General features: G+C 48.9%; 18 protein-coding genes and 1 pseudogene. 6 read left to right on the top strand and 13 right to left on the bottom strand.

The genetic code is table 11. The features are described 5' to 3' along the window. Positions 1–5: 5 nt before the first annotated feature. A complete protein-coding gene (locus tag KNP91_RS13250) occupies positions 6–395 on the top strand; it encodes a nuclear transport factor 2 family protein (RefSeq protein ID WP_214850471.1) in 390 nt (129 codons plus the stop codon). A gap of 61 nt (positions 396–456) precedes the next feature. On the opposite strand, the gene ypfJ is transcribed toward KNP91_RS13250, so the two are convergent. Next, positions 457–1,302 (bottom strand): KPN_02809 family neutral zinc metallopeptidase, encoded by an 846-nt coding sequence (gene ypfJ / locus KNP91_RS13245; protein WP_214766693.1) that lies wholly within the window; start codon positions 1,300–1,302, stop codon positions 457–459. Positions 1,303–1,505: 203 nt separating this feature from the next. Here ypfJ and KNP91_RS13240 point away from each other — a divergent pair, with 203 nt between their 5' ends. Together KNP91_RS13240 and KNP91_RS13235 are read left to right on the top strand one after the other, a co-directional pair. Beyond that, on the top strand, positions 1,506–3,032 hold the full coding sequence (locus KNP91_RS13240) for a methyl-accepting chemotaxis protein (RefSeq protein ID WP_214850469.1): 1,527 nt from the start codon (positions 1,506–1,508) through the stop codon (positions 3,030–3,032). A gap of 109 nt (positions 3,033–3,141) precedes the next feature. Continuing rightward, entirely contained in the window at positions 3,142–4,155 is a 1,014-nt protein-coding gene (locus tag KNP91_RS13235) for a glycosyltransferase family 4 protein (RefSeq protein ID WP_214850466.1), read from the top strand. A 2-nt stretch (positions 4,156–4,157) separates the two neighbouring features. Here KNP91_RS13235 and KNP91_RS13230 read toward each other — a convergent pair whose 3' ends face one another. Both KNP91_RS13230 and KNP91_RS13225 read right to left on the bottom strand, forming a co-directional pair. After that, positions 4,158–4,793 (bottom strand): peroxiredoxin-like family protein, encoded by a 636-nt coding sequence (locus KNP91_RS13230; RefSeq protein WP_214850460.1) that lies wholly within the window; start codon positions 4,791–4,793, stop codon positions 4,158–4,160. Between the two features lie 57 nt (positions 4,794–4,850). Beyond that, positions 4,851–5,903, bottom strand: coding sequence for a YcjF family protein (locus KNP91_RS13225; protein WP_214850457.1), 1,053 nt, complete (start codon positions 5,901–5,903; stop codon positions 4,851–4,853). A gap of 121 nt (positions 5,904–6,024) precedes the next feature. Here KNP91_RS13225 and KNP91_RS13220 point away from each other — a divergent pair, with 121 nt between their 5' ends. The 3 genes and pseudogenes from KNP91_RS13220 (at position 6,025) to KNP91_RS13210 (ending at position 8,616) form a co-directional block, all read left to right on the top strand. After that, a complete protein-coding gene (locus KNP91_RS13220; RefSeq protein ID WP_214850456.1) occupies positions 6,025–6,627 on the top strand; it encodes a hypothetical protein in 603 nt (200 codons plus the stop codon). A gap of 201 nt (positions 6,628–6,828) precedes the next feature. After that, a pseudogene (tnpB, locus tag KNP91_RS13215) lies at positions 6,829–7,920 on the top strand (IS200/IS605 family element RNA-guided endonuclease TnpB). Between the two features lie 138 nt (positions 7,921–8,058). Further along, positions 8,059–8,616, top strand: coding sequence for a hypothetical protein (locus KNP91_RS13210; protein WP_012369079.1), 558 nt, complete (start codon positions 8,059–8,061; stop codon positions 8,614–8,616). 54 nt (positions 8,617–8,670) lie between these two features. Here KNP91_RS13210 and KNP91_RS13205 read toward each other — a convergent pair whose 3' ends face one another. The 10 genes from KNP91_RS13205 to KNP91_RS13160 form a co-directional block, all read right to left on the bottom strand. Next, positions 8,671–9,150 (bottom strand): GNAT family N-acetyltransferase, encoded by a 480-nt coding sequence (locus tag KNP91_RS13205; protein WP_214850454.1) that lies wholly within the window; start codon positions 9,148–9,150, stop codon positions 8,671–8,673. Positions 9,151–9,213: 63 nt separating this feature from the next. Next, positions 9,214–10,575 (bottom strand): DUF4179 domain-containing protein, encoded by a 1,362-nt coding sequence (locus tag KNP91_RS13200; protein WP_214850452.1) that lies wholly within the window; start codon positions 10,573–10,575, stop codon positions 9,214–9,216. Then, a complete protein-coding gene (locus KNP91_RS13195; RefSeq protein WP_214850450.1) occupies positions 10,544–11,089 on the bottom strand; it encodes a sigma-70 family RNA polymerase sigma factor in 546 nt (181 codons plus the stop codon). Before KNP91_RS13195 ends, KNP91_RS13200 begins: the two co-directional genes overlap by 32 nt. A gap of 104 nt (positions 11,090–11,193) precedes the next feature. Continuing rightward, positions 11,194–11,634 carry a GNAT family N-acetyltransferase gene (locus KNP91_RS13190; protein ID WP_214850448.1) on the bottom strand — a complete coding sequence of 147 codons (441 nt, stop codon included), beginning with the start codon at positions 11,632–11,634 and terminating at the stop codon, positions 11,194–11,196. 158 nt (positions 11,635–11,792) lie between these two features. Continuing rightward, the gene (locus KNP91_RS13185) at positions 11,793–12,506 is read right to left on the bottom strand and encodes a YjjG family noncanonical pyrimidine nucleotidase (RefSeq protein WP_214850446.1); all 714 of its coding nucleotides are present in this window, start codon (positions 12,504–12,506) and stop codon (positions 11,793–11,795) included. Positions 12,507–12,509: 3 nt separating this feature from the next. Then, positions 12,510–12,980: a DMT family transporter gene (locus KNP91_RS13180; protein WP_028107220.1), complete on the bottom strand. Its 471-nt coding sequence runs from the start codon at positions 12,978–12,980 to the stop codon at positions 12,510–12,512. A 12-nt stretch (positions 12,981–12,992) separates the two neighbouring features. Beyond that, complete coding sequence (locus tag KNP91_RS13175; protein ID WP_214850443.1) at positions 12,993–13,661, bottom strand: Crp/Fnr family transcriptional regulator; 669 nt, start codon at positions 13,659–13,661, stop codon at positions 12,993–12,995. Between the two features lie 13 nt (positions 13,662–13,674). Beyond that, positions 13,675–14,100, bottom strand: coding sequence for a DMT family transporter (locus tag KNP91_RS13170; protein ID WP_012369071.1), 426 nt, complete (start codon positions 14,098–14,100; stop codon positions 13,675–13,677). 138 nt (positions 14,101–14,238) lie between these two features. Further along, positions 14,239–14,577 (bottom strand): zinc ribbon domain-containing protein YjdM, encoded by a 339-nt coding sequence (locus tag KNP91_RS13165; protein WP_214766714.1) that lies wholly within the window; start codon positions 14,575–14,577, stop codon positions 14,239–14,241. 152 nt (positions 14,578–14,729) lie between these two features. Next, a complete protein-coding gene (locus tag KNP91_RS13160) occupies positions 14,730–15,581 on the bottom strand; it encodes a PPK2 family polyphosphate kinase (RefSeq protein ID WP_214766716.1) in 852 nt (283 codons plus the stop codon). Between the last annotated feature and the right edge of the window lie 35 nt (positions 15,582–15,616).

The following is a 15,616-nucleotide window of genomic DNA, read 5'->3' as shown; positions in this document are numbered from 1 at the left end:
GAACCATGACTATATCTACACTTGGCCGCTATTTTGATTTATTTGATGCTTCCCGGACTGATGAAAAAGCTTTTGATGACTTGATTTCCCTATTCTCGGACGAGATTACGTTTGTCTTAAACGGACAGGAACAGCACGGAATCGAAGCCTGGAAACAGTTTGTCCGGATGGTCTTTACGGCTAACCAGGACATCAAACACATGTACGCCGGCTGGGTCCCGTCTGCAGCAGGCGATACGATGGAAACACGCTGGGCCGTTTGCGGCAAACGGGCAGACGGATCAGTCTTCACGCAGGACGGCACGGACATCGCCCGGCTTGATGCAGACGGAAAGATTGTTTATCTCGCCAACGTCCCCGATGATACAGCGATGTTTAACCAGTACAATGGATAATCTGATAATCTATAGAAAAAAGGCATCACTTCGGTCATGAAGTGGTGCCTTTTGACGTTTCTTATAAATTTTTCGCTTTGAATGTGTCGCCGCCTTCGATCGTTCCGTTATCGAATCCTTTTTGGAACCACCGTTCCCGTTGTGCCGAAGTACCGTGTGTAAAGCTTTCCGGTACGACATACCCTTGGCCTTTTTTCTGAAGTGTATCATCACCGACCGCATTGGCCGCACCGAGTGCCTCTTCGAGATCGCCTTCTTCGAGCAAATTTTGTCCTTGTGCGTGATTTGCCCAGACACCGGCATAATAATCCGCCTGTAATTCAAAACGGACCAGATACTTGTTGAACTTTTCTTCGCTCATCTTTTGGCGGAGCGGCATGATTTCGTCAGATGTCCCGAGCAACGTTTGAACATGGTGTCCGACTTCATGGGCAATGACGTATGCCATCGCGAAGTCTCCCGGTGCCCCGTATTTATTTTGTAACTCATCATAAAAACTAAGATCGATGTATAATTTCTGATCACCCGGACAATAAAACGGTCCAACCGACTTTCCGGCTTGTCCACACGCTGAACTGACTTGATCGGTATATAAAACAAGCGTCGGTTCTTTATACGTCATACCGTCCTGTTTAAATTCCTTCGTCCAGACTTTTTCCGTATCCGCCAACACGACAGATACAAAGTCCGCTGCTTCTTTTTCCTTGGCCGTTTCCTGATATTCGCCCTGGCTGTCGCCCTGCGAACCAGACAGCCCTCCAAGGATGTCTGCCGGATTCCCGCCCATCAACGTAACGACGATTAAAATGATGATCCCGAGTCCGCCTCCGATGCCGGCGACCCCTTTTCCACCCATTCCCCGCCGGTCTTCAACGTTCGAACTTCTTTCTCTACCCTTCCATTTCATACACAGTTCCTCCTAAGTCTCAATGCACTTCTATACCCCATATCGTGTCTGTTTAGCCATGATTTTCTATTTTAAAATTTAATTTTGTTTTAAGTATCTTGAAGCTAAACAATCTCATTTTTCCGACCGATAGTGGTATACGTTTAGCATGTTTATTCGTGATTTGTTTCAGTTTCTACTAAAAAACGGGGGAATTTAATTTTATGAAACGTCAAAATCAGCTTATGCTTTGGATTAGTTTTCTTGTCGTCTGTTTATCGTTAATTGTCCATGGTTTACACCAATTTACCAACTTTGCAGACGATTATCAACTCATTCACGGAAACGTGGCCGCCGCTTCACCAGCGACACTTGCCTGGATTGCCTTGTTACCGTTTGTCTGTTGGATTGCTTCCTCGGGCCTTTACCGGATTCGCCCCAACAGCCCGTCTGTTGCCCTTCTTTTAACGTTGACGTTGACGTTTTCCAGTATGTCGATTGTTGCCGGTGGGAACGGACTGGTCGAGTATCATTTTTCCATCTTCATGGTCCTGGCTTTGATTGCTTATTTCCGCCGGATTGACTTGATTCTCGTCAGCACCGTCCTGTTTGCCGTCCAACATTTCGCCGGCTTCTTTTTTGCTCCGTCTCTGATTTGCGGAACAACCGGGTATCCATTCAGCATCCTCATGATCCATGCTGTCTTCTTGATTTTGACGAGTGTAGCTCTGGTCATCCAAATTGCCGTACAGAATCAGGAACGCTCTGCCTCTTCCCGACGTGAAGCGGACGCGACGACGCTGATGACAAATGCCAGTCAGCAAATCGAAACTCTGGTCGGTAATTTAAAAACGAATACGAAGCAATTGCGACAGGCAGCCAGTCAGTCTGTTGAAGCAACGAATCAAATCGCGACGGCAATCGCCCCAATCGTCCAGTCCGCTGATGGTCAGCATCAATCGATGCAACACGGAACGGATCAGTTGCATCAGGTCAATGCATCCATCGCATCGATCCAGGCGAAAATGGCGCAGACCGTCACGACGACGGAACATATGACGAAACGCGCGTTGACCGGAAACGAGGAGATGAACCTGATGGATCGCCGCGTCGAAGAGATGGTCGAATCGACGAACGGTCTGCATACTTCGGTCACGGCTATGGCCAGCCGATCCGATAAAATCCAGAAAATCCTCGCCAGTCTGGAAGCAATCGCCGGACAGACCAATCTGTTGGCGCTGAATGCGGCGATTGAAGCAGCGCGTGCCGGTGATGCCGGACGGGGGTTTGCCGTCGTCGCAATGGAAGTCGGGCACCTCGCCGTCCAGTCCCGGAGTTACGCGAATGAAGTGACGGAAGTCTTGCAGGCCCTGATTGCCGATACCGACCAAATTAAGACGACGGCTGCCGGTTACACGAAAACGCTGGCTGAAAATCAGAAGATGACCAGCCGCGTCCGTCAGACTTTTTCCGATATCACACATCTCGTTCAAGAGGTCGAACAGAGTATCAGCTCGATTCAAACAGCCCGTCAAGGAGTCGGTGTTCAAATGCTCAACATCGAACAACGGATGGAAACGACCCGAACGGCTTCGCTCGAAGTCCGTCACGGCATTGAATCGACGGCCGTCTCACTTGAACAACAAACAACCGTTCAACACGAATTTGAGTCCATGACAGAATCTCTCAGTACGATGACGGCGTCGCTCGAATACCTCGTCGATGAATTAACACAACATATGACCCGTTGAAATAACGTTCCTCCCCATCAGGAGGAACTTTTTTTGATTCTTTCGAGGAGTTCTTTCTACCTGTCTCGAATAGACATACAAAAGAAATTCAGTAAAGGGGACGAGTCAAATGCGTAAATCTTTACTGTTTCTAACTTCCTCTGATGTTCAGAATCCGGATGCTGATTTTTCAGATTACCTCTTACATGAACTTTTTAAGCGGATGACGGATGAATATGACGTTACCTGTCTGACCCCGGCATTTTTTGGCGGGCGTGACGTCGAGTCAATCGGCGGCGTGACATATATTCGACGTGGAACGTCTGGCAGTTTTTTGTGGCATGTCTTCTGTCAGATCCGGTCTCGTCCTGAGGCATTTGTTTTTTTAGCCAATATTCCGTTTCTTGAATACCTGTTTCAATGGGGTCCCGTTCCACATGCGCGATTTCTGACCCGTTCTTCAACATATCCGATGGCATCCCCTTCTCAGACCAGCTTTGTATTCCACCCCTCCGTTCTGACGGCAGAGAGCGCACAAACAGACCAACCGTTCGTCCGTCTTCCGGAAGGACTGGATTTACTGTCCCCTGAGTCGGCTTGGCTCGAAAAAGAAAAACGGCCGACGTTTGTTTACGTCAGCCGTCCTTCTCAACCAAAAGAATTATTTGATGCCCGCCAAGCTTTCATTGCCGTTCGCCAGGAGTTCCCGAAGGTTCAACTCTGGATCATCGGACATTGTCCGACCCGGTTCGACTCATCGATTCCTGAAACGATGCGGCCGCATCTCCATTATCTCGGTGATATGGAACCGGCCGCGCGCAACCGGTATATCAGCCGGGCAACCGCCCTGCTCGTTCCGTCCCGCGAAGATAACTGGGGAATGATCGTCTATGAAGCGGCTCGTGTCGGCACACCGGCAATCGTCTATGAGACACCGGGTCTCTGTGACGCCGTTCAGTACGGCATGACCGGTTATCTGGCTAAAATCAATCACCCCGGCGGTTTAGCTGCAGAAATGCGTTCTTGTCTGCTCGATCAGACAACGTATCAGATGTTACGTTATGCTGCTCATCAATTCTCGACAACGAAACATCATCACGATCTGGAACCACACTTCCGCGAATGGTTACGCACACAACTCTGACATCAGAGCAACTTAATCACTGCTGACGGATCCGTCCGTTTCGTATAATCGTCCGGGACGTCGGCAAATGAAATTTTTCCGGACGGCTGAATGATGAATGTCGCCGGTTTCGGCAATTGCCAGTCTTCATTCCCGTTGTGTCCGGCCACGTCGAGCCCCGATGCTTTGTACACATCGATTAAATAGTCGGGCATGTTGAACACGAGATCAAACTGGCGGGCAACGACGTTCTCAACGTCACTCAGCACTTGAAATGCCAGATCATTTTTTTCCTGCGTCGACAGCGAGTGGTCCGGTGTTTCCGGACTGATGGCGACAAGTGTCGCTCCGTTTGCCTCGATTTTTCCCAACTCCCGTTGGTAAGCCCGAAGTTCCAAATTACAGTACGGGCACCAGCCGCCCCGGTAAAATGTCACGATGACGGGACCGTTCTGCAACAGGTCTTCAAGCGACACAGATTGACCGGATGCGTTCGGTAATGTGAAACGCGGTGCCTCGTCTCCGACGGTTAATCCTTTTGCTCCGTCTGATGCGGCAAGCTCCGCTGTCGCTTGTGCCATCAACCGTTGTTTTTCTTCCGGTGCTTTTTGACGGAATTGTTTCTGATAGGCTTGAATTTCTTCTAACAATGTAGACATGATCTATCCCCCCTTATGTTTGTCTTACAGCATAACAGGGACTTCATAATCCGTCTGTCATTTTGCTCCGTCCGGCTTTTTACGGAATTTCTTAAGGAAGCCCATCAGACTTTCCGGTGTCAGTTCCAATTTGTTCTCATAAGCATATTTTGTCCCGTATCCGAGGGCGAGTGTCGCCGTCGAGGCGACCCCTGCCCCAATGACGGCGCCATATCCCGGAACCATCTTCGCCAGTTGGCGGAATGCCGTTTTCCCGGAGTTGCCGACAATCGTCACGACCAGCAACTCTTTTGCACTTTCTTTTGAGAGATTCCGCTCGTACAAGTTCGACAGCTTCAGCATTAGTCCGATTTGAATCGACGTCAACGGAATGATGTCAGCTCCCGGAAACGGTACAGCTCCGATTGCCCCGGCGGCCGTTCCGGCTCCGACAATCCAGTTGTTCGCAATTTTCCCCCGCAACGCCGGATCGATCTCGCGAACAAACAGATTATCCTTGTTGAACTTTTTTAAGATATCGAGCACCTCACGCCGCAGACGGTCAATGTTCGTTCCGTCCAGTGCTGAGACCGGTACGACTTTCGGACCCGGCAGCTGCGACTCGATATGGGACAGAATCGTCGCGAGGTCATTTGTCGCATCAATTTTCGTGACGACGATGACGATGTTTTTATTGTGGGCATAAATCTTCTTGAAATTTTTAGTCTCCGTTTCCGATAAGACGGTTCCGGCGGCGTTCAAGAAGTAAAGGATGACGTCCGCACTCTGGTAAAACTTCCACGTCGTATCCGAGTTCAGGCTGTTTGCATCATTTAATCCCGGCGTATCAACGAAGACGACCTTGTCTTCCGGATGTTGCCGGATTTGATCGATCCGTGTCGTTTCCCCCGGCTTTGCCCCGACGGTCGCGACTTCCCGACCAAGGATCGCATTCAGCGTCGAGGATTTGCCCGCATTGACGTCCCCGATCAGCGCAACGGTCACTTCCTGCTCGAGTGATTGATTAAAGTCGCGCCGTTCCGACTCAAACGACTGGTCGAATACTTCTTCAAGTTTTCGTTTTCGTTTCTGCTCATTGGTCTCAAGACCTTCTCCAAAAAAATCATCCATCTTTATCCCTCCTGAAAATACCTACTGCCGGTCTTTTCCCGTTCTCCATTGAAATCATCCAACAAAAACGATACGATTAATTATGGATAATGTTACCAAAAAATGAAAAGAGGTGCTTTTTATGAAAAAATGGTTCTACATACCACTTGCTGCCCTTGTCTTGACCGGCTGTAACCAAGAACAGGCGCAGGAACCGGCTACGAAAAAAGCAGCATCGGCTGACTATACATCGAGTCTGACGATTTCTCCCGTCTCCATCACCGAAGGCGAAGAAAAATTTGCGGCTCTCGGTAATCAGCAAATCGGCAGCGTTAAATTAAAAGGCACGTTAAAGACTACGCACTGGCTTAAGGGAGTCGAATATCTGCCGAACAAAAAAGAACGGACCCTTTTTACACTCGAACTCGAACCTAAAAAATACGATACACAAGTCCGCTTCAGCCAATCGTTCTCGGACGATAAAATTCATCTTGGTTTGGACGTGGATGATACAACCGTGCAAGGAGACGATTCTTTCAAGCATCTGGATGACTACATGATCCAGGGAGCCGATTTCCGCTCGCGTGCTTCTGCCGCTACACCGTATAATCTGCTGATGGTTTATCATATGACAACAAAAAACGGAATCCGCGGCTTTAACTTAAACGAAGTGACACGTCCGGCTGATGTACCGCTCAAAAAAGGTGAACGGATTTTCGGCATCGTCCTGGCAAATCAGAAGTAAGGCTTTGGGCGTCTTGTCTCTCGACAAGACGTTTTTTGTTTGTTACCTTAACCCTTTAACTAAATTTAGCGAGAATTCTCCCACCTCTAAGCGTCTCAGGGCGAAGCCCAGCATAGGTGGGAGATGAATCGCCCTGTTTTTCAAGCCTGAGATTGTTTGATAAAATCAGTGTAACGAATCAAAAGGAAAGGTGTGATTGCGTTGCTGAAGGCGTACAAGTTTCGACTCTATCCGACGAAACCCCAACAAGAATATTTCGCGAAGACGTTCGGTTGTGTCCGTTTCGTCTACAATAAGATGCTCGAAGAGCGGATCCGATTGTATGAAGATTCGAAGCTCAATCCTGACGCGAAGCAGAAGCTCCCAACCCCAGCAAAGTATAAGCCCGAATTCCCTTTCCTCAAAGAAGTCGACAGCCTGTCTCTGTCGAACGCTCAGATGGATTTGAACAAAGCGTATAACAACTTTTTTCGAGATCCGTCTGTTGGATTTCCGAAGTTCAAATCGAAGCACAACGTCCGTGCCTCTTACACGACAAATAATCTGAAGGGTAGCATATGAATCGAAGATCGTAAGGTGAAGCTTCCTAAAATCGGTTTTGTGAAGTTGAAGCAACATCGTTCGTTCGATGGTGTGATCAAGTCCGCTACGGTCTCGATGACGAAGACCTCAAAATTCTTCATCTCCATTCTTGTCGATCAATCCGAAGAGCCATGGGTTCCCGCTAAGAATAAAGTAGGAATTGACCTTGGTCTGGAACACTTCGCCATCATGACAAACGACGAGTGGACTTCTGAGAAAGTTGCCAATCCTCGTTTCCTTCGAAAGTCCGAAGAGAAGATTAAGAAAGCACAGCGTGCCTTGTCCCGCAAAAAAAAGGGAAGTAAGAATCGAGACAAGGCGAGGATGATCCTCGCCAAGAAGCATGAAAAGATTGTAAATCAACGTCAAGATTTTCTTCATAAGCTGTCGAAACGGATGGTTGACGATAACCAAGTCATCGTCGTCGAGACACTGAAGTCGAAGAACATGATGAAGAACCATAAGATCGCCAAATCGATCGGAGACGTCCGTTGGTATGAGTTCGTTCGGCAGTTGGCCTATAAATGCACCTTCTACGGACGAACACTGATCAAAGCGGACCAATGGTACGCCTCGACGCAAATCTGTTCTTCTTGTGGAACGAAAGGCGAGAAGAAAACGTTGGATGTGCGGGAGTGGACATGTACTTGCGGTGCGCATCATGATCGAGATATCAACGCAAGTATCAACTTGTTGCTGTTAGCAGACTGAAAACCCTTCAGGGTGGGAACCACCCAATGAGCTTGGTCAATAATCGTAGCTCGTAAAAGTACGGTCTTCCCAAGAAGCTCCCCCTTCAATTTGCGAAGCAAATAAGTGGTGAGTAGTTCACGAAAGGATGTTTTTTCCATGAGAAAATTTTGGATGATCTGCTTACTGACTGCTTTCTCCCTCAGCGGTTGCCTGGCACCTCAAAAAGAAACGGTGACGGTGACACCGCTCAAACTAAAAGCTGGTGAACAAGCTTTTGCTGCTATCAATGATCAGGAGATTGCGGCCTTTCACTTGAAAGGTAAACTCAAGAAACCATATCTTTTGAAAGGCATCGAGTACTTACCCAATCATAAAGAACGGACGCTCTTTTATATGGAAATTCCCGCGAAAACCTATGACTCGACGTTGCGGATCGTCCAATCTTCCTCAAGCAAATCCGTCCGCTTCGGTGCCAATTTGGACGGAGGCAGTTTCCGGGCGCATGAAGACTTAAAGATTAAACCGGATGCCGTCAACACACAAAATCCGTCAAGTGAGTTCACACTCACGGATTATAATGTCCTTTTTCTCCGCCAACTATCAGCAGACGGAAAACTCTCGTCGAATCCGTTTAATGACATTCAGGGGCCCGAAAACGTTACCGTAAAAAAAGGTGAACAGGTTTTTGCTTTCGTTCTGACAAAACAAAACTGATGAACGAAAAAGGAAGACGGATTTGACATCCGCCTTCCCTTTTTACAACTGCTGTTAGATCCGACTTCTGCGCTCCAGTAAAATCGTATCCCGCCAGACGCCGGCCAATTGTCCGATCCGTTCCCGCCGGCCGACTTCCCGGAAACCAAACCGTTGATGGAGTTTCAGACTGGCCGTGTTTTCCGGAAAGATTTGCGAATGCAGCGTCCAGATGCCGGCTGCTTCACTCGCTTCAATGACAGCTTGCATCAATGCAGTACCGACGCCTTTTCCGCGGACCTTTTCGTCAATGTATAAACTGACTTCCGCGACTCCTCGATAAGCGGGAATCGACGAAAACGGACTGATTGCGACCCATCCGAGCAACTTTCCGTCTTCTTCCGCTACCAGCCGACTGTGCTTGTGGTGATGGGCATCCCAGTAATCAAACGGCGGTACTTCCGTCCGAAATGTCGCATTTTGGGTTTCGATTCCCTGTTGGTAAATCCGTCCGACTTCCGGATAATCGGTTGCGGTCATTGCCCGTACGTTCATACTCTCCCACTCCTTATTCAATTGCTATTCGTTTGGAGTTCGACATCGGGTCCGATTTTCCTGTTAGTCGACCGTAAACGGAATCGGTTGTAATTCAAGTGGTGTATTGACGAGGGTATTGCTGTAACCCGTTTCGAGATAATATTCTTCCCGCGTGTGTTCAGATGGTTCCGGCAGTTGGAACGTCGCCCGGAACGTCTGTTTGTCCGCATCGAGAACCGTGACTTTTGCTTTGATTTCCCGACCGTCCGGTGGTTCTGTTCCCTTCAGTAAATACATCGAGTTACGGATATCAAGCTTCGTATCAAATTGAGACGAGCGGGAATTCGTTGAAAATTCAACGACGACTTGCTCGGATGTTGTCTCAATCGATGTGATTTCCATCTTGAGCGGATGCGTTTCCGACTGCTCGCGGTATGGTAACGGCTTAGTTAGCGGAATTGGTTGTGTCTTTAAATCAATTCGCAAAGAAGGCTGCAACAGATAGCTCCCTTTTGGAATCACATAGTTCCCGAGAATTAACCGTGACTGTTCGACGGCTTCCGTTGCCGTTTTCGTCCGTTTGACAGATTGAGTCGACCATGTCCAGTTACGGATGATTTCCTTACCGAACTGATCGAGCAACGTCAGCTCAACACGGGCGCGTTCTTTTTTCGGCGAGCGAGTCGTGTAGTCGAACGAGGTGCTGCCTTTGCCCTGAATCAACCGATCCAACGTGATATCTGTCCGGTATATCGGATTTTTGACCGTTGTCCCGTAAACTTGTTCAGTGACAGGAAGCCGCTTGACCGGAACGTTGAACGTCCAGTTTCCATGGACGCCGAATACGTCTGTCAACACGACCGGAATCTGGATTTTATCCTGCAGTTTAATTTCACCGAGTGTATATTCAATTCGTGCTTGCCATATCCCTTTGACCTGCTTGAACTGAACCACTTCTTTCGTCTCCGTCCCGGCAAAACGTTGATCTCCTTTAAACAGTTCATATAGCCCTGACCGAATTTCTGGCTTCACATCCGGGACCCCGGTTGCTGTCAGGTTCATCCCAATCGTTGCTCCGTCGTAATACGCATCGATGACCTGAATCTCAATTCCCTGATCACTTGCGACTTGATTGATTTTGGTCGCGAGCTGTTTTTGACCAATCGCAGTACCGGTATTTTCCTGTTCAAGGAACGGTCGGTACATCTGACCGAGTAATGGAACTTTTGCCATCGCCGTCGCAAAGGACGGGATGACGAATGTCGATGTGATCAACAGTGATGCCGCCAGTCCCGTCGAAACAACCAGACGTCGCAGACGTTTCGGCCGTTTGATTTGTTGCTCGCGCTTCCCCTGCTTTATTCCCTGCCGAATCCGCTCCTGTAAGGCGGCCTGCGGTACCGGAATCTGGTTATACTCCTTTTGAAGATCGTGCTTCGACATAATCAAGTCCTCCCAACTGTTTCTTCAATTCTTCCCGGCCCCGTTTGAGATACGTCTTGACCGTATTCAAGGTAATGCCGATAAAAGAAGCAATCTCCTTCATCGGGACATCGTGAAAATAAAAGAGCACTAAAACATCCCGGTATTCTTTTCGCAAGTGCGACAACGCATCAATCAAGTCCAGATGTTCTTCCCGCGAAGATTCCTTCACCGGAACCTGTTCAATGAGATCCGCTACCGCTGTCTGTTGATTCAGAACACGGTAACAGTTCCGGATCAGAATTTTCGTCAGCCAGGTCACGAAGTATTTGGGTTCTTTGACTTGTCTAATGGAAATGAAGGCTTTGTAGACCGTTTCCTGGACGACGTCGAGCGCATCCTGCTCGTTTTTAACATAGACGTAGGCCGTCCGGTAGAGCTGTTCACTATGTAGGAGAGTCAATTGTTCAAATGCTGCCTCGTCCTGCTTGATGGCACGCCGGACAAGCTCCGTGTGCTCCGTTCGTAAGTCCAATTCCGTCCCCTCCTTTTACTGATTAGAGCGCGGCAGACATGAAAAGGTTTCAAAAAATATCCAATCCAGCAAAAAAGACCTTAGCGAGGCTAAGATCTTTTAGTTTAAAGCGTATACCGGACCGCCATCTCTTTGCCGAACCGGTCCCCGTAATCGATAAAGCCGAGTCGTCCATACAACTGATGCCCCACGTGATTATCCGGATGGTAACCGACGACGATACACGCCGCTTGCGGAAGCTGTTGCATTTCCGCAAGCAATAACCGCACTGCTTCCCGGCCGATTCCTGCCCCTTGATGGCGGTGATCAACCATCAACCGGTAAATCCAGTAGCCGTCCAGTTCTTCCCGTTCCGTATTGTACATCAAAAATCCGACTAACTCATCTGCCCGATAAATCGCTCGCATGACGAGCGTCGGCTCAAAGCCGGCCTGGGCAATCGAGTAGACGTTCGGTTCTAAAAATCCCTGTTGTTCCACCGTTAATTCAAGCGCACAACACGCTTCCCAGTTCTCGTGCGTAACCGGTCGTAATTCAATCTGCATATCCATTCCCCCGTTTTTTTAAGAAAAGCGGGTTACACGTCGTGCCCCGTTTCCTGTTTTGTTTGCGTCATGTTCACCATGATCGCCCCCTTTCGTGATCTTTTAATTACTATCGGATGGTATCCAAAAGATATTAAGTCCATCTCATTACTTCGATTTTATTTTGAAGTTGTCCAATCTACCTCTTTCGTCCCGAGTAGCGTCACAAGCTGATCAAGTCGCTCAATCGTATAGGTCGGCGTCAGTTCTGCCGAAGCCGCGATATGACCGGGATTAAACCAACATGTCGCAATTCCTGCCGAGATGCCGCCCTGGATGTCTGCCGTCAACGAGTCGCCGATGATCAACGTCTGATCGCGCGTCGCGTGCGGAATCCGGTCAAATAGGTAGTCAAAAAAGGCTGCCATCGGTTTTTGATAGCCAGTTTCTTCCGAGACAAAAATTCTGTCAAAATAAGGAGCCAGACCGGATCCCGTCAGCCGTGCCCGTTGCGTCGCTGCGACACCGTTCGTTACGACGTACAGCTGATACTTTCCTTTGAGTGAGTCGAGCAACTCGATTGCCCCTGCAATCAATTCCGTCCCTTGACTCAAGTACGCGCGGTAACGCGTATCCATTCGACTGCCGTCGACCGTCCGGCCCTGCTCGGCAAAAAACGTCACGAACCGTGATGTGATCACTTCCTGCCGTGTTATCTCGCCCCGTTCAAGTGCCTGCCACAAGGAGCGGTTGATTGTCCGGTAACGGGCTTCCCGCTCTTCTGTCCATTCGAGCTGCTCGTCTTCAAACAGTTGCCGCAAGGCCGCGCGTTCCGTCGCATCAAAATCAAGTAATGTATGATCGATATCAAATAACAATGTCGTGTAGTTCATCTGTCAGGCTCCTTTTCGTAACATCCGTCGTTCGGTCAATTTGCCGCCGAGTTGGAACAATAAAACACCGCCGCCAATCAGGACGACGCCGACAGCTTTCGTCCAGGTGAACGCGACTTGATCGAGTCCGAACCAACCGAGTGTATCCCACAGCAAGGCAAACAGGATTTGCGAGACCATGACGATCGAGATTGCGTAACTTGGTCCGAGCTGTTGCACCCCTTGCGTTACGCACAAAACGACGCCGACTCCGATGATGCCGCTGAACCAAAACCACGGTTGCATCCCACTCGTCGAAAAAAGACCGCCGCCTTCAACAAGCAGTCCGATTGTCAGCGACGCCAGGAATCCGAGTCCGAGGACAAGCGTCGTTGTCGCCCATGCTCCGACCCGCTCCTTGACCTTGGCATTAAACGTATTCTGAATACAGACCATCATCCCGCCGAATAAAGCCAGAACTATTCCAAGTGTCATCTTTTCTCCTCCTCACTCATAGATACTTTCGCCGACCCGTTCCGTCAAACCCTCCCGGTCGATAATCGTGATCGTCCGATTCGTCCGCTCAATCAAGCCGTCCTGACTGAACTGCCGCAGGACACGATTCAAGTGACGATAGCTCGTGCCGATCAGATCCGCCGCATCAACCAGATCGCTGACCGGTAACGTCGGTGTTTCCGGTGTCATCGATAAAAGATAACTGGCGAGCCGGACCTCAACCGGATACAGCAGATTAAAGCTCATCGAATGCGACTTCAGCTCAAACTTCATCGTAATCGTCTCGAGTAAAAAGCGGAGCAGTGCCGGATTATCGGCTCCGTTTTGTTCCAGTGCCGCATAAGAAATACTGACCGCTTTGACCGGTGTAACCGCTTCGACCGTATTCATCAATGGTGTCCGGCGGACGTATTCAATATCGCCGACCAGATCAAACGGATGTTTAAACGATAAGACGAGCCGTTTCCCCGTTGCCGACATATGGGTAATCTTCAGCTTCCCTTCGAGCAACAAGTACATCCGGTCCGCTGCGTCGCCTTGACGACACAACCAGTCTCCGGCTTGAAAAGCGACCGGTTGTAAATGCTCCCGCAACCCGCCGGCAAAGACGTCCGTCAACTGAAACCGCGCCAAGTACTCATCCAGTTGTGCTTGTTCCACGTTCTTTCCCCCCTTACCATTTCAAGATCAGCACGCCACCAATCATCATTAAAATGCCGATTACTTGCGGCAGCTGCAACCGCCGCTTAATCATTCCGAACCATCCATTCCAATCAATCACCAGTGCCAAGCCAAGCTGGGCAATCAGGAATAAAGAAATCGTCAGCGTCACACCCATCAAATGAACGGCTGTCATGTTACTGAACAGGACGGCAGCGGCCAAAGCCCCGCCGGATAGATACAATACCTTTACGTCCTTCATCTGCCGGAACGTCCGATCGCGCAAAATCAACGTGATTAATAAAGCAACGACAAAACCGGTCATCTGTGTCAGTGTCGCTGCTTGCCAAGTGCCGATACCATTACTGATCCGGGCATTGGCGACACTTTGGAGTGTCAGAAAAAAACCGCCGCTGATTGCAAAAAGAATACCACGCATACTGGTTCCTCCTCTCTCCTATTTTCCTCTCTTTATTTAAACGGAGTCTTCCTGAATGATAAAGGACATTTGTCCTGAATGGAAACTCATCCCTTTATCCATGAAAAACCGCCTCGTCGTCAGACAGGCGGTACAGGTTTAAATTTTCTTCACAAACTCCGACTTCAACTTCATTGCACCGAGTCCATCAATTTTGCAATCGATATCATGATCCCCGTCGACGAGACGGATTCCTTTGACACGTGTCCCTTGCTTGACGACGAGCGACGTGCCCTTTACTTTTAAGTCTTTGATGACCGTAATCGTATCCCCATCATTCAAGACATTGCCGTTTACATCCCGGATGACAGTGGACTCTTCTGCCGCTGCTGCGTCATCCGCCGTCCATTCATGGGCGCATTCCGGACACACGAATACATTCCCGTCTTCATATGTATACGCTGAGCCGCAGTTCGGACAATTCGGATAGTCGTTCATTTTAATTCCTCCTGTACTTGATCGATTCTTCCACTTGATTATAACAGCGATTTTCCACAAGGAATCTGTTTTTCGACATGACAAAGAGGACAGATACTAAGATCTGTCCCCTGTCCTCATTCGAAAACTGGCTGCAAAGTCAGTTCTCACAGTTATTCATTTTCGAGCTTTTTAATCGCTTCATCGAGTTTTTCCTGATCTTCATCCGTCAGTTTCGGATACTGCGGATCGATTTCACGTAAGACGTCATTCATGACTTCCGTCACGATGTAACGGGTGAACCATTCGTCATCGGCCGGCAGGACATGCCACGGTGCATGTTCCGTTGATGTGTGCGAAACGAGTTCAGCAAAAATATCCTGGTATTCGTCCCAATGCTCCCGTTCCTCGACATCACTGAACGAAAACTCAAAGTTTTTCTTCGGATCTTTAATCCGTTCAAGCAATCGTTTTTTCTGCTCGTCTTTTGAAACATTAAACAGAAACTTCACGACGCGGAAACCGTTCTCGACGAGATACCGTTCAAAGTCATTGATTTGGCGGTACCGCATCTTCCAGACATCCTGGTCGTCCGGCACTTCCTCGTCTTCCAGCAAATCATGAATCCGTGGTGCAATGACTTCCTCATAATACGACCGGTTTAAAATACCGACTTCGCCTTTTTCCGGCAAGCCTTCGTGAATCCGCCACAGATAGTCATGCTTTTGCTCCGTATCGGACGGTTTTTTGACGGACAACGTCCGCAGACCTTGGGCATTGAGGTTCGAGAAAATATAGCTGATCGCTTCATCTTTTCCGCCGGCATCGATGGCCTGCAGGATGACAAGAACGCCGTTTTTTTCTTCCGCATGCAGACGCCAATGCAGTTCTTTTAGTTCTTCGACGCTTTTCGGAATGTGCTGATCCAGTAACTCGTCTTCGGCAATCCGGTTTTCATCTGACGTTGGATAATCCGATAACTGAATTGATTCACCCGGTGTGACACGGTATTTTTTTATGTCCATGGTAATCCCCCTCGTTTTAAGTACATAAGGGATAT

Source organism: Exiguobacterium sp. s138 (assembly GCF_018618775.1).
Classification (GTDB): Bacteria; Bacillota; Bacilli; order Exiguobacteriales; family Exiguobacteriaceae; genus Exiguobacterium_A; species Exiguobacterium_A artemiae.
Note: the sequence above shows the minus strand (reverse complement) of the source record. Positions and strands in the feature narration are given on the sequence as shown.